Origin of the sequence: Clostridium saudiense (genome assembly GCF_000577815.1) — a bacterium.
Lineage (GTDB): Bacteria > Bacillota > Clostridia > Clostridiales > Clostridiaceae > Clostridium > Clostridium saudiense.
In genome coordinates this window covers 37583-64029 of the sequence record NZ_CBYM010000015.1, presented here as the reverse complement: position 1 = coordinate 64029, position 26447 = coordinate 37583, and the positions used below count along the sequence as shown (strand labels likewise).

The window sequence follows — 26447 nt, the reverse complement described above, 5'->3', positions numbered from 1 at the left end:
AAATATATTTATGCATGAAAATAAGAAAGAATTATGCATAAATATAATAAGAATAATATGATTTATATGCCGAGAATATTCATGAATATTAATATATATGGATATTGCTTAAAGAGTTAATTTATATGATTTAAGATATTGCTAAGCGAAAAAATTAGAAGGTAAATAGAGAATACCTTCTAATTATTAGTTAAAATATGTTTTCTATATTTGGAACTTGTAATTTTTTCATATGTTCTGTGCTAGACTTTAAGAGGTGAAGAGAAGCTTCACTTTCACTAGGATCATCATTTTCAATATATACAGTTAATTTTAATGCTTCATTTAACATTACATCATAATCGACATGGTTTATATATATAGCAGCAAATTTACCTTTATCTTGGATTAAATCATATATATCCATTGCATTTTTAAAATTTTCTTCTTTTGATGATGATTTCATAGTAGTTTCCATTTCTTCACACATATCTATTACTTCTGAACAAAGGTTTTTAAAGCTAATATCTGTATAGGTTAAAAATCCTAATAATATTATAAAGAGAAAAATAGAAAATAATGAGTTTTTCATTTTTTAGCTCCTTTCTCTTTTTCATTTTTATCATAAAGTTGATAATAAAATTTTCCTTGAGTATCAATCATAGCTATTAATACATCTTTAATTGAATCTATATGACGTTTTTTTAATTCCTGCTCGATCCATACCTTATTTTTACCACTAGTTGTTAAAGCGTTTTTATTAACATGACCATCTAATACATAAATTATAGGTAAACTAGGTGGTTGAGTAGCACTACTGTTTCCAGAATTACTTGAACTTCCGGAAGATTGTGAACTACTAGTTCCGCTAGAATTAGTAGGATTACTTTTTTTATTGTTTTTAGAAGAACTTTCGCTTCCAGAAGTATTGCTATTAGAGTTTGGAGAATTACTAGAACTACTTTGGGCAGATGAACTATTTTGGCTTCCAGATGATAATGGCTGAGTATTAGTACTGCAAGAAGTATTACATCCACCTCCGCCAGAAGAACTGCTTTGAGAAGTTAAAAAAGATAGTTGACCATTATTTTCTAAAATAGCATATTGAATTTCGTTTAAATCAAAATAACCTGCTAATCGTAATTCTTCCATAAGCTCATCTAAATTAATTTGTTGTCTTTTTAAAGCTTGATAATTTATTTTACCTTTACAAACTAAAATGCAAGGTTCACCTTCTAGTATTTTTCTAGTAAACTGACTTTTTAACTGCAATTGAGTTAATATTGTTTTTATAAATAACAAAGTTAAAATTGGAATAATTCCAAGAATTAAAGGTAATCTAGTATCTTGCATAGGTAAAGCTGCAAGGTCTGATATCATTATTGTTATTACAAATTCATATGGCTGTAGTTCTCCAATTTGCCTTTTACCCATTAATCTCATTACAAGTATTACTAAAAAATATAAAAAAATTGTTCTAATTAGGACAATGAACATAGTAAAATCACCTCTAATTAAAGTATTTGTAAATAAAATGCTTTTATTCTTTAATAAAGTTAGAATTTAAAAATAAAAAGGAGTTTATATATAAAAATAATAGAATATTTTTTTTAGCAGTATATAATAAGAGTATATAGACTTTAATTAAAAAACTAATAGATGAAAACTTTACTTACTTCAGTAGTTGAGTAAGTTAAATTAACTAAATTAAAATTTAGAATCTCACTTAAGGATAAAGGTTCTAACTAAATTTTATAATATGGATTTTTAATTAAGTAATGATATTATAATGGTTTAGAAGGGTGGATTAGGTATGAAAAAAGACATTAATTTACAAGTAAGGGCTAATGAAGAAATAGAAAAAAAATATACTAAAACATTGCAATTTATATTTATAAAGGCAACTTTAGATTTATTCCCGAAATCTAAAATTACAATTGAACATAGTGTTGGCAGGGGGATTTTTGGAGAGATTTTTAAAGATGAACCTTTGAATGAGAAAGATGTAAAAGATATAAAAGATAAAATGCAAGAATTAATAGATAGAGATTTACCTATAAATAAGATAAAAGTTACTAAAGAGAAGGCAATAGATATTTTTAACTCTTATAATATGTATGATAAGGTTCTTTTACTTGAACAAGTAGATTTTAAAGAAGTTAAGTTATATGAGTTAGATGGAAGATATGATTATTTTTATGGGCCTATGACTGAAAGAACTAGTGATATAAAAGTTTTTGATTTAATGTATTATGATAATGGATTTATACTAAGAAGACCAAATGATTATGAAAAGTTTACTTTAGCAGAATTTGTTGAGCAAAGAAAAATGAGTAGTATATTTAGAGAGACTGAAAAATGGCTAGATATTTTAGGTGTTGGTAACGTTGGTGCATTAAATAAAAAAATTGATCAAGGTGAATTAGTAAATTTAATAATGATATCAGAAGCGCTTCATGAAAAGAAAATTGCAGAAATTGCAGATAAAATTTGTTCAAAAGAAGATATTAAATTAGTCTTAATAGCAGGGCCAAGTTCTTCAGGTAAAACAACTTTTGCAAATAGGCTAGGAATTCAATTAAGGGTAAATGGGGTAATTCCAGTTCCTATTTCTTTAGACGATTATTTTGTAAACAGAGATCAAACACCAATAGATGAAAATGGTGAATATGATTTTGAAACAATAGAGTCAGTAGATACAGAGTTATTTAATAAGCATTTAAACTTACTTTTACAAGGTGAAGAAGTTGAAATACCAGAGTTTAACTTTATAAAAGGTGAAAGAGAATGGGTAGGTAAAAAGATGAAACTTCCTAAAAATGGAGTTATTATAGTGGAAGGAATTCATGCTTTAAATCCAACATTAACGTCACATATTGATGAAAAATATAAGTTTAAAATTTATATTTCTGCTCTAACTCAATTAAATTTAGATAATCATAATAGGATTACAACAACAGATGTAAGAAGAGTAAGAAGAATAGTTAGAGATCAATTATCTAGAGGTCATGGAGCAGAAGATACGTTGAAGATGTGGCATAAGATTAAAAGAGGAGAGCAAAAGAATATTTTTGTTTACCAAGAAGAAGCAGATGTAATGTTTAATTCAACTTTAGTATATGAGTTGTGTGTTTTAAAGAAATATGCACTTCAAGAGCTTGAAAAAATTAAAGAAGATAGTATTGTTTATGAAGAGGCCAAAAGATTAAAAGAATTTTTAGGATTCTTTAGAGAGGTTGATAAAAATATAGTACCACCAAATTCTATATTAAGAGAATTTATTGGAGGAAGCATTTTTTACAAATACTAAGAATAGTTAATAGTTAATAGTTAATAGTTAATAGTTAATAGTTAATAGTTAATAGTTAGGGAATAAATTCAACGGAGTTGAATTTAGAAAAATATAAGAAACTCCTTTAGGAGTTTAGCCCTAAACTCTTAACTATTAACTCAAAACTAACAACTAGTAAAACTACATAATAAATGGAGGTAACATATGAAGAGCGTAGGAGTTTTTGATATATTAGGGCCTGTAATGGTTGGTCCATCTTCTTCTCATACAGCAGGAGCAGCAAGATTAGGGAAAGTAGCTAGAGCAGTTGCTGGAGGAGATATTGAAGAAGTAACATTTTATTTACATGGTTCATTTGCTAAGACATATAAAGGGCATGGGACTGATAGAGCATTAGTAGCTGGAATTTTAGGAATGGAACCAAGTGATTTAAGACTTAGGGATTCGTTAGATATAGCTAAAGAAATGGGACTTAAAATACATTTTAAAGAAGCTGATTTAGGAGATGTACATCCAAATACAGTTGAGTTTGTTATTAAAGGAAAAGAAGGAACTTATGAATTAATTGGATCTTCAATTGGTGGAGGAAGTATAGAAGTTACATCTGTTAATAGAAATACAGTTAATTTTACTGGAGCTTATCCAACAATAATTGTTTCTAATAAAGATGTTCCAGGAGTAGTATCTAAGGTAACATCAATTCTTTATGATAATGATATAAATATTGCTTTTATGAAAGTTTTTAGAAATCAAAAAGGTAAGGATGCAACTATGGTATTTGAAGTTGATCATGAAGTTACATCTGAAATTATAGGAAATCTTAAGGCAATAGAAGGAATAAATAAAGTAATAATGATTAATCCAATTAAGGACGGTGAATAATATGCTAGCAAGATCAGGAGAAGAATTATTAAAGATTTGTGAAGAAGAAAATATATCATTAAGCGAATATGCTATAAGAATAGAAATGAGAGATAAAGAGCTATCTAGAGAAGAAGTATATGAAAAGATGGCTAAAAACCTTAAAGTTATGAAAGAAGGAGCTACAGAAGGAAGAGAAAAGAAAGTTAATTCCTTAAGTGGTCTTATTGGTGGAGATGGATATAGAGTTCAAAAATATTTAGAAAAAGGAAATACGTTAACTGGAGATGTTACAGTAAAAGCAATGGCAATGGCGTTATCTTCATCTGAAGTAAATGCAGCAATGGGAAGAATAGTAGCATGTCCAACGGCTGGCTCATGCGGAATTTTACCAGCAGTAATTTTATCAGCAGGAGAAAAACTTGCTAAAACTGATGAAGAGCTTATAGATGCTTTATTTGCATCAGCAGCTGTAGGAATGATAATTGGAATGAATGCTACACTTTCTGGTGCAGAAGGTGGATGTCAAGCTGAATGTGGTTCAGCAGCAGCTATGGGAGCAGCAGCTGTAGTAGAAATGATGGGTGGAACACCTAAAATGAGCTTAGATGCAGCGGCTATAGTTATTAAGAATATTTTAGGATTAGTTTGTGATCCAGTTGCAGGTTTAGTTGAAATTCCTTGTGCAAAGAGAAATGCAGCAGGTGCAATAAGTGCACTTTGTACAGCTGATATGGTTATGGCTGGAGTAGAAAGTAAAATCCCATTTGATGATACAGTTTCAGCTATGTACAAGGTAGGAAAAAGTCTTCCATCATCTCTAAGAGAAACAGCAATGGGGGGAGTTGCAATAACAAAAGCAGGACTTGAACTTCGTAAAAAGGTATTCGGCGAAGAATAGAGCTATTGTGTGGTAGTTTAGTTATCCTGTGTAATAACGAAAAAAAGAAATATTATCTTTCTGGGAATTAGTGAAATCTAGCTTTAAATTTATATAATTTACTCCTAAAAATTTGCTGAAGATTAAAAACTCGCCTATAGGCTCAAACAGTATAATCTTTTTTACGCAAATTTTTATCCGTAAATTATTAAATTCTACGGCTCAATTTCAATATTCTCTTTAATATAATATTTCTTTTTTATGTATAAATATAGAAAACTAAATAATATCAATAACTAACTTGCCACTACTTCTACCAAAAACATTAACTAATCCAAATTAAATTGGGGTTAAGGAAGTACATCTAGTAATAAAGAAAAAAATGAAGGGATTATTGTAAGGAATATTATAATTGAGTTTTAGAATTTAATTATTCTCGTAAGAAAATTACCGTTAAAAAGCTGAGGGAGTAAAACGACATTCGAAGCTTTAGGTAATTTTCTGGAGAGAATAATATAAATTCTTAACGAAAATTATATTAATTCCTGGAGATAATCCCTTTATTTTTTCCAGCTACTATGATGCACAAAGTAGATTTTGTCGAATAAGATGTTATTAGGCAAAACTGCACTATTGGATAATAAAGTGAGGAAAAATTTATGAGGCTTAGTGGGGAGTCTATTAATTATGTTTTAGACTTGCAAAAGAAAAAACTGCCTCGAGTATATTGTTGCTCTAGTATTGAGAGATTAAAAGATTTAAGTAGAGGAATTATATACTACAATGGAAAAGTAAAATCTAAATTGGATGAAAGTAATGATGATAGTAGTCTAGTAAATACATTACTAATTTTTTTAGATGAAATAAAAGATGAAAATATTATGGATATAGAAAAACAATTAATATCCATGAATAAAAAAGAGGTAGTATTATTAGAAGCCAAAGGAATAGATTCAATAATTCACAAAAGAAATTTAGCATTTAGTTTAATTAATAGGTACAATATTAATGTAATAAAGGGAACTAAGGAAGAAATAAATACACTAATAGCACTTCAAAATAAAGAAGAAAATATTAACTTTAATTATAGAGGATTTGCCAAAAGAAATAATTGTGTTTTAATTATTGAAGGTGAAAAATATTATATAACTGATGGATACAATGAATTTTATATAAAGAATAAAAATAAATATTTTACAGATGAAGAATTTATAGATAATGTTTATACAGGTATGATAGCTAGTAGCATTGGAATATGTAATAATAAAAGTGAAATTGTACAAGCTATATTAATTTCAACTTTATCTTTTTATATAGCACAAAAAAATTCTATAGGTATGATTAAGAAACAGCTTGATAATAGTAACTATGAAAATAATATTAAATTAATAAATGAATATCTATTAGAAGAAATATCAAAAATAGATGCTAAAAAAATTAAGGAATATGGCGATATAGAATATTATTTTAAAAGATAAAATAAAAAGAGCACAAAAGTGCTCTTTTTATATTAAAAGGAATTAAGCTTTGTTTATTGATCCGAATAATTCCATTTTTTCTTTAACTGTAGCTTTGATAGCTTCGAATCCAGGATTTAATAATTTTCTTGGGTCAAATCCTTTTCCTTCTAAGTCTTTTCCAGCTTCGATGTAAGCTCTTGTAGCTTCTTGGAATGCTAATTGACATTCAGTGTTAACGTTGATCTTAGAAACTCCTAAAGATATAGCTTTCTTGATCATATCTTCTGGGATTCCAGTTCCACCGTGTAATACTAATGGCATGTTTCCACAAGCTGTATTGATTTCTTCTAAAGCGTCGAAAGCAAGTCCTTGCCAGTTTGCTGGGTATTTTCCGTGAATGTTTCCGATACCAGCAGCTAACATAGTAACTCCTAAATCAGCAATTGATTTACATTCTTGAGCATCAGCAACTTCACCTTTACCAACAACTCCGTCTTCTTCTCCACCGATTGATCCAACTTCTGCTTCTAAAGATAATCCTCTTTCAGCAGTAACTTTAACTAATTCAGTAGTCTTTTCGATGTTTTCAGCTATTGGGTAGTGAGATCCATCAAACATAACTGATGAGAATCCAGCTTCCATAGCTTTGTAGCATCCTTCGTAGCTACCGTGGTCTAAGTGTAGAGCAACTGGTACAGTGATGTTTAACTCTTCTAACATACCGTTAACCATTCCAACGATAGTTTTGTATCCACACATATATTTTCCAGCACCTTCAGATACTCCTAAGATTACTGGTGAGTTGTTTTCTTGAGCAGTTAATAGAACAGCTTTTGTCCATTCTAAGTTGTTGATGTTGAATTGACCAACAGCATATTTTCCTTCTCTTGCTTTGTTTAACATTTCTTTAGCTGAAACTAACATGGCAATACCTCCGTATATTTCAATTTTTTATAAGAGAAATAAAAAAACATTCAGTGTTATAAAATTAACAAATATGTATATCAATTTATTCTCTATTGGTTATTATACCCCAAATTTATAAGAATGAAAACAAAAAAATGCTATAATATGCAGAAGGAAATGAAAATAATAGTAAAAAATAGATGTGAAAAGTTTTAAGAATTGATGTAAAATAGTAAAAGAAAAAATTAATTTACATTAAGGAGAAGAGAAAATGTTAGTTGACTTACATATACATACATATTATTCAGATGGAACTATGTCTCCTAAAGAAGTCGTAGAAGAAGCTAAAAAGAAAAATTTAGGTATTATAGCAATAACAGATCATGATGTATTAGATTCTTATGAAGAATTAAAAAAAGAAGCTGAAAAAGCAGGAATCATTGCTATAAGAGGAGTAGAAATAGATTCAATATTTGAAGGACATTTAGTTCATTTATTAGCATATAAATTTGAGGATAATGAAAATTTCTTTAAATTAGTTGATAAGGCAAAGGAACAATTATTAGAAACAAGTGTAGAACTTATAAGAAGAATGGAAAAAGATTATGAAAATATATCATTAGATGATTATAATTCTTATGAATATGAAAGAAGAAAAGGTGGTTGGAAGGGAATACACTATCTTCATGATAGAAAGGTGACAGAAGGATTATTTGACGGAATGAGGCTTTATGGAAAATATGAATGTGGACATGAAAAATTTGCATTTCCAAGTGTTGAGGAAGTTTGTAATATAACTCATGAGGCTGGAGGATATGTGGTTTTAGCTCATCCTTGCAATTATTATAGCAATAAAAGCAAAGAAGAAATATTAGAAAAGTTAGAAATATTAAAAGGATTAGGAATTGATGGAGTAGAGTGCTATTATCCAGCAAATTCAGAATTAATGACAGAAACCTGTGTTGAGTTTTGTGAAAACAATGATTTATTAATAACAGCTGGTTCAGATGGTCATGGGGATTTTGGTGCCGTAAGTAAGGGAATAGAGTATTATATTGGAGCTATAAATAAGGATAGTGAAGAGTTAAAAATAGATAAATTATTATAAAATTCAAAAGTTATGGAATTGATGATTCCATAACTTTTTTCATATTTTTAAGAAAAAATACACAGTATATAAACAAATAGATTAAATTGGAGTAAAAGCTATGTATAAAAAGATAATATTAATTTTTTTAATTTTAAGTACTGTTATTTTTATATTTATAAATCCTATTTTATGTTATGCAAATGATAATAATAAAAAGATTCTTATAATTGGATCATATTCACCGAAAAATAAATGGGAGGTTTCTATAACTAAAGGGTTTTGGGATGCTGGAAAAGATAGATATACAGTTAAGGCTGAATTTTTAGATAGTGAAAGCTTTGAAGAAGAAGGATATGAAGAAAGTTTTATAAATTTTTTGAATGTAAAGTATAAAGACAGTAATATTGATTACATAGTTACATTGGATGATGAAGCTTTTCAATTAATTAGAAGTAAATTGTTTGATAATCAGTCATTTATTTATGAAAAGAATATCATTTTTGCGGGAGTAAATAATTATGTAACTCTTTCTAATGAGGAAAGTAAGTATATAAAAGGAATATTAGAAATTCAAGATAATTTAGAAATGATAAATACTATTTTAACGGCAGGTAACAAAGTAAATGATATTTATTTACTTTTAGATGAAAGTATATTTTGTAAAACAGTAAAAGAAAATTTTGAAAATTTAAAGGATGTTGCAGTAGTACCTTTTAATTATCATATTATCCAGGGGGCATATTTGGATGATATAAAGAAACAAATTGAAGGTATCAGTCCAGAAAATGCAGCAATATTTTTATGTGGAACATACAAAAAAGATGTAGACGATGGAGTCGTATCATCAAAAAGTTTAATTGATGAGTTGCAAGAAATAACTTCAATGCCTATTTACACTAAGCTTGAAGAGTATATTTACGATGGGGCTATAGGAGGGATTGTTAATGATGGTTATAAGTTAGGAGAGGTGCTGTGTTCACTTATAGACAATCTTATAATTGGTAGTAATATATTTTCTGCAGCTCCAGCACATGATACATTTAGTATACCTATTTTTAATTATAAAGCTATGAGTAAGTATGATATAAATCCATTAAAATTGCCTAAAAATACAGTATATATTAATAAGAAACCTTATGATTTGCTATTGCCAAAAAAGTGGATTGCTGTGGTATGGTTTGTTGGATTTATTATTATTTTAGGTGTATGCTCATTAATTTATATTTCAATCGTAAATAAAAAAGTAGCAAGAAAAAACAAAATGTTGCTACTTGAATCTATGGAAAGAGAAAAAATAAAAACAGACTTTATAGTTACAATATCACATGAATTAAGAACTCCTCTTAATATTATTATAAATGCAACTAATTTATTGATGATTAAGTTAAAGGAAGATAATATTGATGTTAAGTATTTTCAAGAACGATTAACATATATAATGAAAAATTCAAATAGATTACGAAGATATATAAATAATTTAATTGATGTAAGTAAATTAGAAATGGGATATATGGACGTGAAATTAAAAAATCAAAATATAGTTAATATAGTTGAAGAGGTAACATTAGCTATAGTAGATTTGGCTAAAAAATTTGATATAGATGTAATCTTTGATACTGAGGAAGAGGAAATAATAACAGCTATTGATACTTTAAAAATAGAACGAGTAATATTAAATCTTTTATCTAATTCTATTAAGTTTAGCAAGAATGGCAGACGTATATTTGTAAATATGAAGAAAAAAGAAGAAAGTGTAATTATAGAAATATCTGATGAAGGAATGGGAATGAGTGAAGAGTTTAAGACACATTTGTTTGAAAAGTTTAAAAGAGAAGATGTAAATGAGGGGTTAAAAAGACAAAATGAAGGCAGTGGTTTAGGATTATTTATAGTAAAAGGATTAATAGAGTTACATAATGGAACTATTGATATAATAAGTAAATTAAATGAGGGAACAAAAATAATTATTACACTTCCAATAAGGCTTGTTAATGAGAAAGAAAATGATGAATTTATTGTAGATTCGTCATTAGAATATTTATTTGAAATGGAATTTTCAGATATAGATAAAAAATAAAAGACTGTACTTAAGTACAGTCTTTTTTGGTGCTGAAGACCGGAATCGAACCGGTACGGTATCGCTACCGCAGGATTTTAAGTCCTGTGCGTCTGCCTGTTCCGCCACTTCAGCAAGCAAGATTATTTTAATATTATTTTATAAATATGTCAATAGAAAATTTAAAAATAATAAAATTTATGTTAGTATTAATAAAAAGTGATAGTATTTTAATATATTTAAGAAAGCTGGTGAAGTTAAATGAATGAAGTTTTTAAAGTACTTAATAAATATTATGGATATAATACCTTTAGAAAAGGTCAATATGAAATTATAAGCAATATTTTAAGAGGTAGAGATAGTTTTTGTATTTTACCTACAGGGGGAGGAAAATCTATTTGTTATCAAATACCAGCTTTATTATTTAAAGGTATTACAATAGTGATTTCACCATTAATTTCTTTAATGAAGGATCAAGTGGATAATTTAAATTCAAATGGTATAAATGCAAGATATATAAATAGTACTCAAAGATTAGAATTAAGTGATGAAATAATAGAACTTTGCAAAAGAGGAGAGGTTAAGCTTTTATATATAGCTCCAGAAAAGTTAGAAAATGAGTTTTTTAAACGAAAATTAAGAGCTCTCAATATAAGTCAAATAGCTATAGATGAAGCACATTGTGTATCAATGTGGGGACATGATTTTAGAAAAAGCTATAGTTTAATAGCTGAATTTATAAATAGTTTAAGAGTAAGACCAATAATAACAGCTTTTACTGCAACAGCAACTGAAGTAGTAAGAGAAGATGTAATTAAACTTCTAGGCTTAAGAAATCCATACATATATATTGGCAGCTTTGATAGAGAAAATTTAGAAATTAAATTACATATTGAGGAAGATAAGCTTGAGTTAGTAAAGGATATTATAAGAGAAAAGGAAAATGAGGCAGGTATAATTTATTGTGCCACAAGAAAAGAGGTTGATGGCTTATATTATTACTTAAAAGATTTAGGATATAATGTATTAAAATATCATGGTGGGTTAAAAGATAGTGAAAAAGAATATTATCAAGATGAATTTTTAAATGAAAATTCAAATGTAATGATAGCAACAAATGCTTTTGGAATGGGAATAGATAAATCAAATGTAAGATATATAATTCATTTTACAATTCCTAAAAATATTGAAAGTTACTATCAAGAAATAGGAAGAGCAGGAAGAGATGGATTAACATCAGAATGTCACTTGTTATTTAATAGGGGAGATATAAGAACTTTAGAATATTTAATTCACACAACAGTCCAACTAAATAGGAAAGAAATTGAAATTAAAAAGTTGCAAAAAATGATAGATTTTTGTGAAAGCAAGGAGTGCTTAAGAAGTTTTATATTAAAGTATTTTGGTGAAGGAAATGTTAGAGAGTATTGTACTAATTGTAGTAATTGTTTAAATAATGATGAACTTAGAGATTATACAATAGAAGCACAAAAGGTATTATCTTGCGTATATAGAACAAAAGAAAGGTATGGAATATCAGTTTTAATAGATATCCTTCGCGGGATGACTGGACCTAAAATAATAAATGATAAATTAAATGAATTAACTACATATGGAATAATGAAGGATTATAGTAGTAAATTTATAAGAGATTTTATAAAGATTCTAATTGAATATGGATATGTAAGTTTGAAAGATGGGACTTATTCAATGCTTAAATTAAATGAGAAGTCATATAAAATTTTAAAGTCTCAATTGAAGGTAATGTTAAAATTAACATCTGAAAGTGAAGAAAAGGTAATTAATAGTGAATTGTTTAATAGGTTAAGAGGATGGAGAAGAGAAATGGCTATAAAGGAAGGGGTAAAACCATATATTATTTTTTCAGATGCAACGTTAATTGAATTATGTAATAAAAACCCTAAAAATGAAGATGAACTTTTAGATATAAGGGGAATGGGAGAAAAGAAGTTTAAAAAGTATGGATGCGATTTATTAAATCTATTAAATAAATAATTAGTTAATAAAAGATGTAAAAGCTTGTGTAAATTTAAAAAATTTACATGAGCTTTTATTTATTATGTAAGATAAATAAAATAATAAAAATACTTAAATTTAATAATAATTATGAAATTTAAACATATAAAATATAGAGAAATGTAAATTTTAAAAAATAGGAATATAACTATTTAAGTCATTAATATATTAAATTAAGGGGAGGGATGAGTTTATGGACTTCAAGGACTTTATAATTACAGATAGAGAAAATAGAAATAGTGAAAAATTCGAAGGAACATTTTTAGATTACTTAGAGATAGTGAAGAAAAACCCAGACGTAGCAAAACTTTCTCATAAGAGATTATATGATTTTATTATGAGTAAAGGTGTTGAGGTATTAAAAGCAGATGAAAACCCAAGAGTAAGAAAGATATATGGTAATGAAACTATTAAAAAATATGGATATTTCAAAGATGATTTCTTTGGAATAGACAAAGTTATAATGAAAATAGTAAATTACTTACATTCTGCATCTATGAAGGGTGAAGAAGCAAGACAAGTTTTATACTTAGTAGGGCCAGTTGGTGCAGGTAAATCTTCTTTAGTTGAATCACTAAAAAGTGCATTAGTTCATTGTGAACCTATATATTCAATTAAAGGATGCCCTATGCATGAAGAACCTTTACATTTAGTTCCAAATCATTTAAGAGATGAATTTAATAAAATGTTAGGAACACAAATAGAAGGTGACTTATGTCCAGTTTGTAAGTATAGATTACTTCATGAGTTTAATGGTGAATATGAAAATTTCCCAGTTGAGAGAAAGGGATTTTCTATAAGATCAAGAAAAGGAATTGGTGTTGTTCCACCAGTTGATCCAAATAACCAAGATACATCAATATTAACTGGTTCTGTTGATATTTCAAAGATGGATATGTATCCAGAAGATGACCCAAGAATATTCTCATTAAATGGTGCATTTAATGTTGGTAATAGAGGTTTAGTAGAATTTATCGAAGTATTTAAAAATGATGTTGAGTATTTGCATACAATAATAACTGCTACACAAGAAAAATCTATACCATCACCAGGTAAAGGTTCAATGATTTATTTTGATGGTCTTATAATAGCTCACTCAAATGAAGCTGAATGGAATAAATTTAAATCAGACCATACAAATGAAGCAATCTTAGACAGAATTGTTAAGGTAGAAGTACCTTATTGTTTAGAGCTTGAAGAAGAAATAAAAATTTATGAAAAGATTTTAAAGAAGAGTAACTTTGGTGCACATATTGCACCTCATACTATTGAAGTTGCAGCTATGTTTGCAATACTTTCTAGATTAACACCATCAGCTAAGGTTGATCCTATTACTAAGCTTAAGATTTATAATGGTGAAGATTTAGTTGAAAAGGGAACAACTAAGAAGGTTGATATTGTTGAGCTTAGAGAAGAGGCTGGCCCATATGAAGGTATGAAGGGAATTAGTACAAGATTTATTATTAAAGCAATTGATAATGCTCTTTCTAATTCAGAGTTTGATTGTATTAATCCTTTAAGCATAATGGAAAGTATTATCAAATCAGTTAAAGATATGGATATTTCATCTGATGATAAGAAGAAATATTTAGGCTTTATTCAAGATACAATACGTAAAGAGTATAATAAGATACTTGAAAAAGAAATTACAAAGGCATTTATTCATTCATTTAGAGAACAAGCTGAAAGCTTATTTAATAATTATATAGATAATGCAGAAGCTTTTGTGAATAAGACTAGAATAAAAGATGAACAAACAGGTGAGGAATTAAATCCTGATGAAGAATTTATGAGAAGTATAGAAGAACAAATAGGAGTATCTGAAGCATCAAGCAAGGGATTTAGAGCTGATGTTACTTCATATATGTTCTACTTAGTAAGAAATGGATCTAAGATTGATTATAAGTCTTATGAACCATTAAAAGAGGCTATAGAAAAGAAACTTATAGCATCAGTTAAAGATTTATCTAGAATTGTTACTAAATCAAGAGTTAGAGATAAAGAACAAACAGAAAAATACAATGCAATGGTTGAAGAAATGAAAAGGAATGGATATTGCCAACACTGCTGTGATGTAATTCTTAAATATGCAGCAAACAATTTGTGGAAGGATTGATAAGGATGGCTATATTTAGAGATAATACAACAAATCCTGTTGAGCATGATAGAAGCATAGAAGATAGAAGAAGACATAGGCAGTTGGTAGAGAAATCCATTAAAGAAAACTTAGGAGATATACTTTCAGAAGAAAGTATAGTAGGTGAAACTAAAAATAAAAAGTTTAAAATTCCTATTAGAGGAATAAAGGAATATCAATTTGTATTTGGTAGCAACAATAAAGGTGTTGCTACCGGTACTGGTGAAGAAAAACGTGGAGATAAATTAGGTTCAGCTGAATCTAGTGGTAAAAAAGGAAATAAAGGTGCAGGTAACTCTGAAGGCGACGATGTATATGAAACAGAAATTACGTTAGAAGAATTGATGGATTATATAGTTGAAGATTTGGATTTACCTAATTTAGATAAAAAGAAGTATTCTGAAATTATTAGTGAAAGTGCAAGTAGAAAAAGAGGATATCAAAAGCATGGAATTAATCCAAGGCTTGCAAAGAAAAAGACTGTTATGGCAAAGACTGCACGTAAGCAGGGGAAGATAAGAGCTTTAAAAGAAGCAGGATTAGATACTGAATTAGAAAGATTTCCATTTAGAGAAGATGATATTAGATATTATAGAGTAAAAACAAAGCCTAAGAAAGAAAGTAATGCTGTTATGCTCTTTATAATGGATGTATCAGGTTCAATGGATAGTACTAAAAAGTATTTAGCAAGATCATTTTTCTTTGTTTTATCAACTTTTATAAAAAGAAAGTATAACAATATTGCTTTTGAATTTATTTCTCATACAACAGTTGCTAAAGAAGTTAACGAATATGAATTTTTCCACAAAGCAGAATCAGGAGGAACATATATATCAAGTGGTTTAAATTTAGCGTTAAAACTTATTGAAGAAAAGTATTCACCAGAAGTATGGAATATATATCCTATATACGCTAGTGATGGAGATAACTGGTCTGAGGATAATGAAAAGGCAATTCAATCAGTTAAAAAGCTTTGTGAAGTAAGTAATATGTTTGGTTATGCTGAACTTTTACCATCAACTTATTCAACAACAATGTATTATAGATTCAATAAGGAAATAGTAGATAAGAAATTTGTCTCTGTTATTGTAAAGGAAAAGAAGAATTTATGGGATGCTCTTAAGTTAATGCTTAGCAAGGAGTTAAGGGAGGATGAATAATGGAGTACACATTAAAAGATTTAGAAGAGTGGAATGAGAAGATTGAAAAGAAAGCTACAGAATTTGGGCTTGATTATTATCCTCAGGAATTTGAAATAGTTGGATTTAATGAAATGTTAGCTTATGAAGCATATGTTGGAATGCCTTCAAAGTATCCACATTGGAGTTATGGTAAGGCATATGAAAAGAGTAAAACATTATATTCATTAAATTTAACTGGATTACCTTATGAAATGGTTATAAATTCAAATCCATCTTTAGCATATTTAATGAATGAGAATACCTTATTATTGCAGATATTAACTATGGCTCATGTTTATGGACATAATGATTTCTTTAAGAATAATAGGTTATTTAGAGAAGGTACTAAGGCTTATTATACTTTAGAGATGTTTAAATTAGATGCAGATATAATAAGAGGATATATTAACGATCCAAGTATAGGATATGCTAAGGTAGAAAAAATACTTGATGCTGCTCATGCACTTAGATACCAAATTCCAAGAGTTGTTGGAGTTAAAGAGTTAAGTGATGAGGAGATAAAATCAAATTTAATAGATGAATATAATAGGAAAATTGAAAATAGGGATGCTTTAAATGAGGATGAAGAAATAAAATTGCCAGATTTAAGTAAAACTCCAATTGAGCCTTGTGATGATGTTATTGGATTTATCATTAAATATGGTTCTTTAGAAGAATGGGAGAAATCAATTCTTAAAATAGTAAGAAGGGAAACGCAATACTTTATTCCGCAAATAGAAACTAAGATAATGAATGAAGGTTGGGCAAGCTATTGTCATTATAATATTTTAAAGAGCTTAGAATTACCACAAAGTTTACATTTTGAGTTTATAAAACGTCATAATGATGTAATTGCTCCAGCTTTAGGTGGATTAAATCCATATTATGTTGGTTTTAAGGTGTTTGAGGATATAGAAAAGAGATATGGAAGAGATAAGATTTTTGAAGTTAGATATATTGAAAGAGACAATTCATTTTTACGTAAGTACTTAACACAAGAATTATGCGAGGAATTAGGATTGTTCCAATATGCTAAAAAGAGCTTTGAATTTGTTGTTGATGAAGTATCAGATGAGCAAGGATGGAAGAGTATTAGGGATACTATGTCTGATTCATGTGGAGTTGGATCTATACCTTATATAAGAATAACTGACTTAAATAAAAGAGATGGAACTTTAACATTAGAGCATGTTTTTGATGGAAGAGAATTAGAATTACTTTATGCTAAGGAAACAATTAAATATTTATTTGATCTTTGGGGTCATAAAGTAATATTGAATACTAAAACTAAAGAAGGTAGAAGTATAGAAATAGTATGCGATAATGACAGAAGAGTTACAGTAAATTAAAAAGTGTAAAAAATGATGAATTAATGATGAGGAGTAGGAATTACTATCAGATTTAATTCATCATTTTTATATGTTTTGAATAGTTTAGTATAAGGAATATTTTTAAGGAGAAAATCATGGATTTAAAGGGAAGTAAAACTGAGAAAAACTTATATAGAGCATTTGCAGGGGAAAGCAGGGCGAGAAATAAATATAGTTTATATGCAGAAAAAGCAAGACAAGAAGGATATCAATGGGTTGGTAATATTTTTGATTTAACAGCATTAAACGAATTAGCTCATGCTAGAAGAGTATATAAGGATTATTTAAAGTTAGTTTGTAATACAAAAGAAAATTTAGTTGATGCTATATGTGGTGAAACAGATGAATTTAAAAATATTTATGCAAAATTTGAACAAGAAGCAAGAGAAGAAGGTTTTATAGATATTGCTAATTTTTTTAAAGAACTAAGAGAAGTTGAGGAAGATCATGCAAAAAGATTTAAAGAGTTGTATGACAAATTAGATGATGGAACAATGTTTGCTGGGCCAAGGGAATCAAAGTGGGTTTGTATGAATTGTGGATATATACATGAAGGAAGTGAAGCTCCAGAAAAATGTCCATTATGTGGATATCCTAGAGCTTATTTTAAACCTTATTGTGAAATAGAGGATTTATAAGAGGAGGAGAAAAATGTTTATATCAATACCTAAAGAGTTTTTTGTACCAGTAGTATTTAGTGATAGTTTTATACTAAATAAAGAGAATAATCACTTAGAATTTGACACAAATTCATATAGAGAAAGTACAGGCAAAACAAAAGGTGAAAGCATGAGTAAAACTTTGGAAAATAGTAAATCTGCAAATGAAAAACAAGATATACTACAAGTGGAAATGAGCAAGGGTGAATGTGGAAATAATGAAGAGGTTATTAAGCCTATTGAAAAAAAAGACAACACTATTTATATGTCATTAAAAAAAGAAGAAGATGAATATAAAATGTGTAAAGAAAATGGAAAGATATTTTCAGAGATAGATGATGAATTTATAGATAATATAGTTATTAAGGGGTGCGAAGAAAAATAAATGGAATCTTTATCTTAAGCTGGAGTTTTAATTTCACCTTAAGGTTAGAATTCGTTATGTCCAAAGGGGACCTAGTATAGGAGCATGTCCGTTGTAACATTCCTACCTAAATGTAGGGAAGTGTTACAACCATAGAGTATTAATGAATTTATATATGGAGGTATTAAATGAAATACCAACAATTAATGAAACAGTATTATGGTGATTTAAGTAATTTAAATCAATTATTACAATCTATGGTCAATTCATATAGATTATTAATTGCTGGGGCAGCTGAACTAAATAATATTAATGAAGCAAGAAGTAGCTATGTTAAGGTAGCAGTAAAAAGAGCTGATAATTTAGGTGAAATAATAGATAATGTAATAGAATTACTAGATGAATGTGGGGAGAGCTATTTTAAATATATTGCTCTTGTAGGAGATCATATATTAAAAAATACAGATAGTAGTGTGATTTTAACTGAAGTTGACAACGAATTACTTTTTCAAGATGCATCTGTAAGAGAAGAATATGAAGCTTTAAAAAAATATAAAGAAGAGCATCAAAAAGAGTTTGAAGATTAAAAGTTATGGGCTATAGTTCATTAGAAAACTATAGCCCATATTTTTAATAATTAAAATTTCTTTAGCTTTAAAGTACTTACCATTAAATAAGAACCTAATAACAATAATAAAAAAGGAATAAGTGCAGATATGTTTTTATTAATAGTAAATAAACAAAATAAAGCTAAGAAGCTTCCAGTAACAGTAATTGGAACACCAGTAAACACTCCATTAAATTCACTTGCATTATATCGAGCTAACCTAAAAGCACCACAGATTGGGAATAATAATAGTGGAATTATTCCAAATATTTTAGAAGGACCTAGTGTATAAAAATCAAATAATAAAAATATTAATATAGATGGTGCTACACCAAATGAAACTAAATCAGCTAAAGAATCTAGTTCTTTTCCTAAATCACTTGAAACCTGTAAGTAACGTGCTATTCTACCATCGTATCTGTCAACTAAAGCTGCAAGTAATATAAAAATGCAAGCAAGTTGGTAGTTACTTTCAAAGGTAGCTAATAGTGATAAAATACCAAATGATAAATTAATAAAAGTAAAGATGTTAGGAATACTGCTTTTTCTCATATAATCACTCCTAAGTTAATCTTAACATCATCATTATAGCATAAATTTTATAAAAAATTAACAATACTGTATTGAAAAGAGAAAACTAGAGATTAAGAGAGATATACTTATATATTTAAGGTATAAACAGGTTTTATATATAGAAAACTAAGATATATCGGGTGGTGGTTAATTTAAAACTATGTGGTATAATTTTTTTATATAATTAGGAGGGGTACAATGAAAAAGGTAAAATTAATTTATAATCCGTATTCTGGAGAAAATGTTATTTTATCTAAGTTAGATGAAATAATTAATATACATCAGGAAGCTGGTATGACTATAGTACCATATAGAATTAGAAAAGAATGTGGCATAGATGCAGCTTTTGATGACATTATACCAAGTGAATATGAATATATTTTAGTTGCTGGTGGAGATGGAACTGTAGATTCAGTTGTAAATGCTATGGCTAGAAAGGGAGTTTCATTACCAATAGGTATCTTGCCAGTAGGAACAGCAAATGATTTTGCAAAGTTTTTAGGAATACCATTTGATGTAGAAGAAGCTTGCAAGCAAATAATAAATTCTAGTATAACTAGTGTGGATTTAGGAAGTATTAATGATAAATACTTTGTTAATGTTGCTAGTACAGGGCTTTTTACTGACGTTTCACAAAAAACAGACGTAAATTTAAAAAATACTATAGGAAAGTTAGCTTATTACTTAAAAGGAATAGAAGAATTACCTAATTTTAGACCACTTAAGGTTAACATAAAATCTGATGAAGTTAATTTTGAAGGTAATATGTATCTTATGTTAGTGTTTAATGGTAAAACTGCAGGAAACTTTAATTTAGCATCTAGAGCAGATGCAACAGATGGAATGTTAGATGTTATAGTATTTAAAGCAGTACAAATTTATGAGTTAATACCTCTATTTATTAAGGTATTAAAAGGTGAGCATTTAGATTCTGATAAGGTAATATATTTTAAAACAAAACACTTATATGTTGAATGTAACGAAGATATAGTTACTGATATTGATGGAGAAAAGGGACCAGATTTTCCACTTGATATAAAATGTATAAAAGGTGGAGTGAAAATTTTAGGTGTTAATATAGAAAATTAAAGAATAAATATAAAATTCAATTAATAATTATAAATAATAGTATTTTTGTAAAGGAGAGAAGATGTGATTGCCTTTATTTATTTATGTATATTGTTATTTATAATTATTTTTTCTTTGTATTTAATATCAATAAATTCTAAAAAATGTCCAGTAAAGATACAGAGGTTTTATTTTATAACCTTATCTATAATTGTTATTAGATATTTGTCATTGCTATCATTATGGATAGTACAGCATCAACGAATCATATATATAATTAAGGAGTTAACGCAATTAACATTTGTTGGAATGCCGTTGCTAGCATTAGCAAGTTTTTATATATTTTTAAGAGATGAGAATAGAAAATTCGATTATAATTATAGCTTTATGATTATTTTATTCTTTACTTATATAGTAATTAATTTATTTTATAAGTTAGATATAAGAGTAGATAATACATTTGGGTTTATAGTAAGTTATAAAGATATGTTAATTCCAAGTTTGATTTACTTAATAATAATGTCATCAATGGTGGTTGTGACACTATTATTTTTAGATAAGCCGTATAGTAATAAAAGTGGAATGGTATTTTTATTAATTTCTTTAGCGATAACAGTGGTAGAATTTATACTATTTTTGGGCGGAATAAAGCTTTTCCCTTACCCAGTATTGGGTGAATTTGCAATGATTGGTTGTTCATATAAAGCTATATCAACTTTTAAGAAATAAAATTAAATAATAATCATATAAAGTATTGCCTTTTAGAGGGAGATTAATATAATATTAGTATATATAATAATGCCCGAAGAAGGGCTTTTTTATTGCGAATAAAAAGTTATAATTTATACAAAAAATGGTGGTGAGATTAAATGGAGGGTGTCCCTCAGAGTATTAAATTAAGAAAATTGAATATAAGAAGTAATAGAGGGGAAACACACATTTAATATTTTAAATCTCCTCTATTAGTTGAGGAGGATTTTTATGCAAAGATTATCAGTGTTTTTGTTTACTAGTATATTAGGAAAGAAGATATATGATGAATTCGATGATGTACTAGGGGAATTAAAAGACATTTATGTAACAACAGAGCAAGGTTATCCAAGGGTAATTGGTTATAAAGTCAAGAGGGATGGAGTTACTTTTCACTATGAATTTAGGAGTATAGGCTTTTATAGTGATGATAATAAAGTTAAGATTATGACTAGAGGAAGCAAAGAAATACTACCAAGAACTTACTCGTATTTATTATCAAGAAATTTATTAGATAAGAAAATTGTTGATATTAATGGTAAGCAAGTTGTTAGAGTTGATGATTTAAGAATAGCTGAAATAGCAGGTGAATACAGAGTAATAGCAGTTGAAACTGGACCACTTGCTAAATTTAGAAGGATGAATTGTCAAGGATTAGGTAAGTTCTTTTATAAAATTATAAATAAGGATTATGAAGATAAAGTATTAATGTGGGATGATGTTGAGTCATTAGAAATGGTTAATAAAAATCTTCAAATTTCAGTACCATATAAAAAATTATCAACATTGCATCCAGCAGACTTAGCGGATATATTAGAAAACTTGGATGCAAGCTCTAGAAAACAAATTTTTGAGTCTTTAGATGAGGATTTAGCTGCAGATACTTTAGAGGAAATTGAACCAGAGTATAAAAGTAGTATCATTAAAGATTTAAGTGAAGCAAAGGCTGTTGAGGTATTAGAGAATATGCCTAATGATGAAATTGCTGATATTTTAGATGAGTTAGATGATGAAGAAAGAGAAAAAATATTAGTTAACTTAGAAACAGAAGATGCTGAAGAGGTTAAAGAACTTCTTAAATATGAAAACGAAACAGTTGGAAGTATAATGAGTAAAGATTTTATTTCTTTTAACTTAGATATAACAATTGGTGAAATAATAGATATATTAAGAGAAAGTAATCCGGAAGATGAAGAATTAAATTCGATTTTTATTAAGGATGAAGATGAAAAGGTAATTGGAATTATAGAATTAAAAGATCTTATTTTAAATTCAGCAAATGTTAAAGCTAAAGAAGTAATGAATGAAAATATAAATATACTTAAGCATAATGAATCTATTAATGAGGCTGTTGAAATAGCATCAAAATACGATTTGATGGCTATTCCTGTTGTTGATAATAGTGATGTATTAATAGGAGTTGTAAATACTCACGACTTAATAGATGAAGTACTATATCCAATGTGGAAAAAGAAAAATAAGTAAAAAATTTCAAATTATCTGTTGACATTTTCAGGGATAAGCATATAATTATATTATAAAGTTTAGTTAAATACTCGGAATTAAAACTATGAAAAAGGAAAGTAGTATAAAGGATGGTTACAGAGAGAAAAGGAAGCTGGGATCTTTTCACCGGTAATTTATATGAAGTGCCCTTTGGAGTTTAGGCCTGAAATAATAGTAAGGTTTTACGGTAGCGCCCGTTATAGCGCTCAGGTATTAATTGTACCGTAGAATGAGTGAAATCATTGTTATTATGATGGTTTAATTAGAGTGGAACCGCGAATATACTTCGTCTCTATATATAGAGACGGAGTTTTTTTATTTATTAAAAATTAAATTCTAGGAGGCAGAGAAATGATTTATAATGGAGCAATTGAATTAATAGGAAACACACCAATATTAAAGGTGAAAAGCATGGTAGATGAAAATTGTGCAGATGTGTATGTAAAATTAGAGAAATTTAATCCAGGTGGAAGTGTTAAAGATAGAGCTGCTTTAGGAATGATAGAAAAAGCTGAAAAAGAAGGAATATTAAAAGAAGGTTCAGTAATTGTTGAACCTACAAGTGGAAATACAGGTATTGGTTTAGCAATGATAGGAAGACTTAAAGGTTATAAGGTAGTAATTGTAATGCCAGAAACTATGAGTAAAGAAAGAAGAGATTTAATAAAAGCTTATGGAGCAGAATTAGTATTAACTGAAGGGTCAAAAGGAATGAAAGGAGCCATAGAGAAGGCAAATGAATTAGTTAAAAACAAAGGATATTTTATGCCACAACAATTCGAAAATATAGCTAATCCAGAAAAGCACTATGAAACAACTGCTGATGAAATATTTAATGATATTAATGATTTAGATGTATTTGTTGCAGGAGTTGGAACTGGTGGTACAGCAACTGGTGTTGGAAAAAGATTAAAGGAAAAAATAAATGGTATACAAGTAGTTGCTGTAGAACCAAGTAATTCACAAGTGATTGCAGGAAAGAAGCCAGGAGCTCATAAGATACAAGGAATAGGAGCTGGGTTTATACCACAAAATTACAAAGCCGAGTATGTAGATAATGTAGTTCCTGTTACAGATGAAGATGCGATAAGAACAGCAGTAGAATTTGCTAAAAAAGAAGGAATATTAGTTGGAATATCTTCAGGTGCAGCAATATATACAGCAATAGAAATTGCTAAAAAGTTAGGAAAAGGAAAAAAAGTTTTAGCTTTATCTCCAGATGGAGGAGAAAAGTATATTTCTATGGGAATTTATGATTAATATTTTAAAAGAGGCTTTGCAAATATTTTTAACGAAAGAAAGGAGTGCAAATATTGTTTAAAAACTTAAAATATGATTTAAATAAAGTAATGGAAAATGATCCAGCAGCTAGGAGTAAAATTGAAGTTTTCTTGCTTTATCCAACAATACATGCACTAATTGCATATAGGATAGCACATTATTTTTATACTAAAAAACTATTTTTCCTAGCTAGGCTTATATCCCAAATATCAAGATTTTTTACTGGTATAGAAATTCATCCAGGGGCCAAAATAGGTAGAGGATTAGTAATAGATCATGGTATGGGAGTAGTAATAGGAGAAACTGCAGAAATAGGAGATGATGTTCTTTTATATCATGGAGTAACATTAGGTGGCACTGGAAAAGATAAAGGAAAGAGACATCCTACTCTTGGTAATAATGTTGTTATTGGGGCTGGAGCAAAAGTGTTAGGACCAATTTATATTGGAAGTAACTCTAAGGTAGGGGCAAATTCTGTAGTACTAAAGGATGTGCCTGAAGGAGCAACAGCAGTAGGTATTCCAGCTAAAAATATTATCAAAATTAAAGAAGAAAAATCAGAAATAATAGAAATCAAAGATTATAGAGGAAGAAAAAAAGAAATATATAATGATATGGTGATATAGGTGAAAGAACAAATCAAAAGATATTGTAATTCTATAGGAATAGAAAATATAGGATTTATTGAGTGTAGAAGATTTGATGAATTATATGATTTCTACGATTATAGAAAAAATAACAAGCTTGAAAATGAATTTGAAGAAAGTGATATAGAAAAAAGAATAAATCCAAAGTGGTATATGAGTGAGGGGAAAACTATTATTTCAATAGCTTTTCCCTATCTTTGGGTTGATAACTATATTGAAAATGGATTTTCTAAATATACAAAGGGTCTTGATTATCATAGGGTTGTAAAAAAATATTTAGATGAAATTTGCAGGTTGATAAGTGAAAATGGTGGGAAAGCAATTTCATTTGTTGATAGTAATACATTACCAGAAAGATATATTGCATATTTAGCTGGTATTGGATTTATTGGAAAAAATAATATGATAATAACTAAGGACTATGGATCTTATGTTTTTTTAGGAGAAATAATAACAGATTTAACTTTGTTTGATAAAGACAAAAGAGTTTTTAATGAAATAGAAAAATTTAAGGAATGTGGGCAATGTGATATATGTTATAAGGAATGTCCAACTAAATCTATAAATGAAATAAAAAAGAATCCAAATATTTGCTCATCTTATATAACTCAAAAGAAGGATCTTTCAGATATAGAAATAAAGCTTTTAAAAGGAAAAATATTTGGATGTGACATGTGTCAAAATAAATGTCCATATAATGAAGATGTAAAGTTTTCTAATATAGGTGAATTTAAGCCTTTAGATTTTATGGAAGAATCAAATTGTGAGATATATGCAGGAATTAATAATAAAGCATTTAAGGAAAATATATTAATTACTTCCTGTGGATGGAGGGGGAAAAATATAATTAAAAGAAATGCTATAATAAGATTACATAATGAGGGTAGAGATATAAAGAAATATAAAGGGGATTCACCTTATTTAAATGATTATATTGAAAGATTAAATAAGTAAAGAATTGTTTAGTTTTAGTATATAAAATATAATATAAGTAGTGATTATGTGAGGGGGAATAAATGTGATTTCTAAAAATTCTGCAAAATTAATGAGATTTTTACCAGACAAAGTAGTGTTTAAAATAGCTAGAAAAGCTATAGATGGATATTTAGATAAATATTCAGAGATAAAAGTTAATGGATATGAAAATATTAAAAAAGTAGATGGGGCTAAAATATTTATTTGTAATCACTTAAGTAATTCAGATGGATTTATATTAGAAAAGGTATTGAAGGAAGATTATGATCCAACATTTGTAGCTGGAGTAAAGCTAAGTAATGATCCTGTAACAAATTTAGGGACAAAAGTAGTTAAACATATATCAATAAAACCTAATACAGCAGATAAAGATGCAATAATGGGAATGATAAAAATTCTTAAAGATGGCGAGAATTTAGTATTATTTCCAGAAGGAACAAGAAGTAGGACTGGAAGTATGATCGAAGCCAAAAAAGGAGTTATACTTGTTGCTAGAATGAGTAAAGCTAACATAATTCCGATTTCATTAAGTGGGACGGAAAAATTATTACCTATTAATAAAGAGGGTGATATGTCTCAAGAAAAATGGAATAATGCCGTTGTAAATGTAAATATAGGTGAGCCTGTAATTATTCCTAAAAAAGATAAGGAAGAATCTAAGCATGATTATGATGAGAGATGCTTGAATTATTTAATGAAGTCTATAGCAAAAGGTCTTCCAGAGAAATATAGAGGCGTTTATAAATAATTATAGATATTAATATGTGG

General features: G+C 28.1%; 24 protein-coding genes, 1 tRNA gene and 1 other annotated feature. Of the genes, 20 read left to right on the top strand and 5 right to left on the bottom strand.

Going from position 1 to position 26447, the window contains the following annotated elements; genetic code table 11:
• Positions 1-190: 190 nt before the first annotated feature.
• Together TY07_RS09240 and TY07_RS18915 are read right to left on the bottom strand one after the other, a co-directional pair.
• Positions 191-571, bottom strand: a complete 381-nt coding sequence (locus TY07_RS09240; RefSeq protein WP_042398531.1) for a DUF4363 family protein — start codon at positions 569-571, stop codon at positions 191-193.
• A complete protein-coding gene (locus tag TY07_RS18915; RefSeq protein WP_042398527.1) occupies positions 568-1476 on the bottom strand; it encodes a YetF domain-containing protein in 909 nt (302 codons plus the stop codon). The genes TY07_RS09240 and TY07_RS18915 overlap by 4 nt, the downstream gene beginning before the upstream one ends.
• Positions 1477-1792: 316 nt before the next feature.
• On the opposite strand from TY07_RS18915, the gene TY07_RS09230 reads away from it, so the two are divergent.
• The 4 genes from TY07_RS09230 (at position 1793) to TY07_RS09215 (ending at position 6490) form a co-directional block, all read left to right on the top strand.
• Positions 1793-3289: a nucleoside kinase gene (locus TY07_RS09230; RefSeq protein ID WP_042398524.1), complete on the top strand. Its 1497-nt coding sequence runs from the start codon at positions 1793-1795 to the stop codon at positions 3287-3289.
• A gap of 186 nt (positions 3290-3475) precedes the next feature.
• The gene (gene sdaAB / locus TY07_RS09225; protein ID WP_042398521.1) at positions 3476-4153 is read left to right on the top strand and encodes an L-serine ammonia-lyase, iron-sulfur-dependent subunit beta; all 678 of its coding nucleotides are present in this window, start codon (positions 3476-3478) and stop codon (positions 4151-4153) included.
• 1 nt (position 4154) lies between these two features.
• Positions 4155-5033 (top strand): L-serine ammonia-lyase, iron-sulfur-dependent, subunit alpha, encoded by an 879-nt coding sequence (sdaAA, locus tag TY07_RS09220; RefSeq protein ID WP_042398517.1) that lies wholly within the window; start codon positions 4155-4157, stop codon positions 5031-5033.
• A gap of 638 nt (positions 5034-5671) precedes the next feature.
• Positions 5672-6490, top strand: coding sequence for a hydroxyethylthiazole kinase (locus tag TY07_RS09215; RefSeq protein ID WP_042398514.1), 819 nt, complete (start codon positions 5672-5674; stop codon positions 6488-6490).
• A 42-nt stretch (positions 6491-6532) separates the two neighbouring features.
• Here TY07_RS09215 and fba read toward each other — a convergent pair whose 3' ends face one another.
• Entirely contained in the window at positions 6533-7396 is an 864-nt protein-coding gene (gene fba, locus TY07_RS09210; RefSeq protein ID WP_042398511.1) for a class II fructose-1,6-bisphosphate aldolase, read from the bottom strand.
• Between the two features lie 253 nt (positions 7397-7649).
• On the opposite strand from fba, the gene TY07_RS09205 reads away from it, so the two are divergent.
• On the top strand, positions 7650-8486 hold the full coding sequence (locus TY07_RS09205; RefSeq protein ID WP_042398508.1) for a PHP domain-containing protein: 837 nt from the start codon (positions 7650-7652) through the stop codon (positions 8484-8486).
• A 100-nt stretch (positions 8487-8586) separates the two neighbouring features.
• Positions 8587-10545, top strand: coding sequence for a sensor histidine kinase (locus TY07_RS09200; RefSeq protein WP_052330669.1), 1959 nt, complete (start codon positions 8587-8589; stop codon positions 10543-10545).
• Between the two features lie 27 nt (positions 10546-10572).
• Here TY07_RS09200 and TY07_RS09195 read toward each other — a convergent pair.
• A tRNA-Leu gene (locus TY07_RS09195) sits at positions 10573-10659 on the bottom strand.
• A 126-nt stretch (positions 10660-10785) separates the two neighbouring features.
• Here TY07_RS09195 and recQ point away from each other — a divergent pair.
• From recQ to TY07_RS09160, 7 genes are all read left to right on the top strand, one after another.
• The gene (gene recQ / locus TY07_RS09190) at positions 10786-12540 is read left to right on the top strand and encodes a DNA helicase RecQ (RefSeq protein WP_042398504.1); all 1755 of its coding nucleotides are present in this window, start codon (positions 10786-10788) and stop codon (positions 12538-12540) included.
• Between the two features lie 214 nt (positions 12541-12754).
• On the top strand, positions 12755-14677 hold the full coding sequence (locus TY07_RS09185; protein WP_042398500.1) for a PrkA family serine protein kinase: 1923 nt from the start codon (positions 12755-12757) through the stop codon (positions 14675-14677).
• A 5-nt stretch (positions 14678-14682) separates the two neighbouring features.
• Positions 14683-15858 carry a sporulation protein YhbH gene (yhbH, locus tag TY07_RS09180; RefSeq protein WP_042398497.1) on the top strand — a complete coding sequence of 392 codons (1176 nt, stop codon included), beginning with the start codon at positions 14683-14685 and terminating at the stop codon, positions 15856-15858.
• A complete protein-coding gene (locus TY07_RS09175) occupies positions 15858-17228 on the top strand; it encodes a SpoVR family protein (RefSeq protein ID WP_042398494.1) in 1371 nt (456 codons plus the stop codon). The genes yhbH and TY07_RS09175 overlap by 1 nt, the downstream gene beginning before the upstream one ends.
• Before the next feature lie 116 nt (positions 17229-17344).
• The gene (locus TY07_RS09170; RefSeq protein ID WP_042398491.1) at positions 17345-17887 is read left to right on the top strand and encodes a rubrerythrin family protein; all 543 of its coding nucleotides are present in this window, start codon (positions 17345-17347) and stop codon (positions 17885-17887) included.
• 13 nt (positions 17888-17900) lie between these two features.
• Positions 17901-18293: a hypothetical protein gene (locus TY07_RS09165; protein WP_042398490.1), complete on the top strand. Its 393-nt coding sequence runs from the start codon at positions 17901-17903 to the stop codon at positions 18291-18293.
• A gap of 167 nt (positions 18294-18460) precedes the next feature.
• Entirely contained in the window at positions 18461-18859 is a 399-nt protein-coding gene (locus TY07_RS09160) for a hypothetical protein (protein WP_042398488.1), read from the top strand.
• A 50-nt stretch (positions 18860-18909) separates the two neighbouring features.
• Here the strand turns inward: TY07_RS09160 and pssA are convergent, their stop codons facing one another.
• Complete coding sequence (pssA, locus tag TY07_RS09155) at positions 18910-19431, bottom strand: CDP-diacylglycerol--serine O-phosphatidyltransferase (RefSeq protein ID WP_042398486.1); 522 nt, start codon at positions 19429-19431, stop codon at positions 18910-18912.
• Positions 19432-19650: 219 nt separating this feature from the next.
• Between pssA and TY07_RS09150 the strand changes: the two genes are divergently transcribed.
• From TY07_RS09150 to TY07_RS09120, 7 genes are all read left to right on the top strand, one after another.
• Positions 19651-20541 (top strand): YegS/Rv2252/BmrU family lipid kinase, encoded by an 891-nt coding sequence (locus TY07_RS09150; RefSeq protein ID WP_042398483.1) that lies wholly within the window; start codon positions 19651-19653, stop codon positions 20539-20541.
• Between the two features lie 288 nt (positions 20542-20829).
• A complete protein-coding gene (locus TY07_RS09145; RefSeq protein WP_052330668.1) occupies positions 20830-21249 on the top strand; it encodes a hypothetical protein in 420 nt (139 codons plus the stop codon).
• 252 nt (positions 21250-21501) lie between these two features.
• Complete coding sequence (locus TY07_RS09140) at positions 21502-22755, top strand: magnesium transporter (protein ID WP_042398480.1); 1254 nt, start codon at positions 21502-21504, stop codon at positions 22753-22755.
• Positions 22756-22831: 76 nt separating this feature from the next.
• Positions 22832-23073: a binding site (T-box leader), on the top strand.
• A 54-nt stretch (positions 23074-23127) separates the two neighbouring features.
• Positions 23128-24036: a cysteine synthase A gene (cysK, locus tag TY07_RS09135; protein WP_042398477.1), complete on the top strand. Its 909-nt coding sequence runs from the start codon at positions 23128-23130 to the stop codon at positions 24034-24036.
• Between the two features lie 53 nt (positions 24037-24089).
• On the top strand, positions 24090-24683 hold the full coding sequence (gene epsC / locus TY07_RS09130; protein ID WP_042398473.1) for a serine O-acetyltransferase EpsC: 594 nt from the start codon (positions 24090-24092) through the stop codon (positions 24681-24683).
• Positions 24684-25658 carry a tRNA epoxyqueuosine(34) reductase QueG gene (queG, locus tag TY07_RS09125; RefSeq protein ID WP_042398469.1) on the top strand — a complete coding sequence of 325 codons (975 nt, stop codon included), beginning with the start codon at positions 24684-24686 and terminating at the stop codon, positions 25656-25658.
• Between the two features lie 64 nt (positions 25659-25722).
• Positions 25723-26427, top strand: coding sequence for a lysophospholipid acyltransferase family protein (locus tag TY07_RS09120; RefSeq protein ID WP_042398466.1), 705 nt, complete (start codon positions 25723-25725; stop codon positions 26425-26427).
• Positions 26428-26447 lie beyond the last annotated feature (20 nt).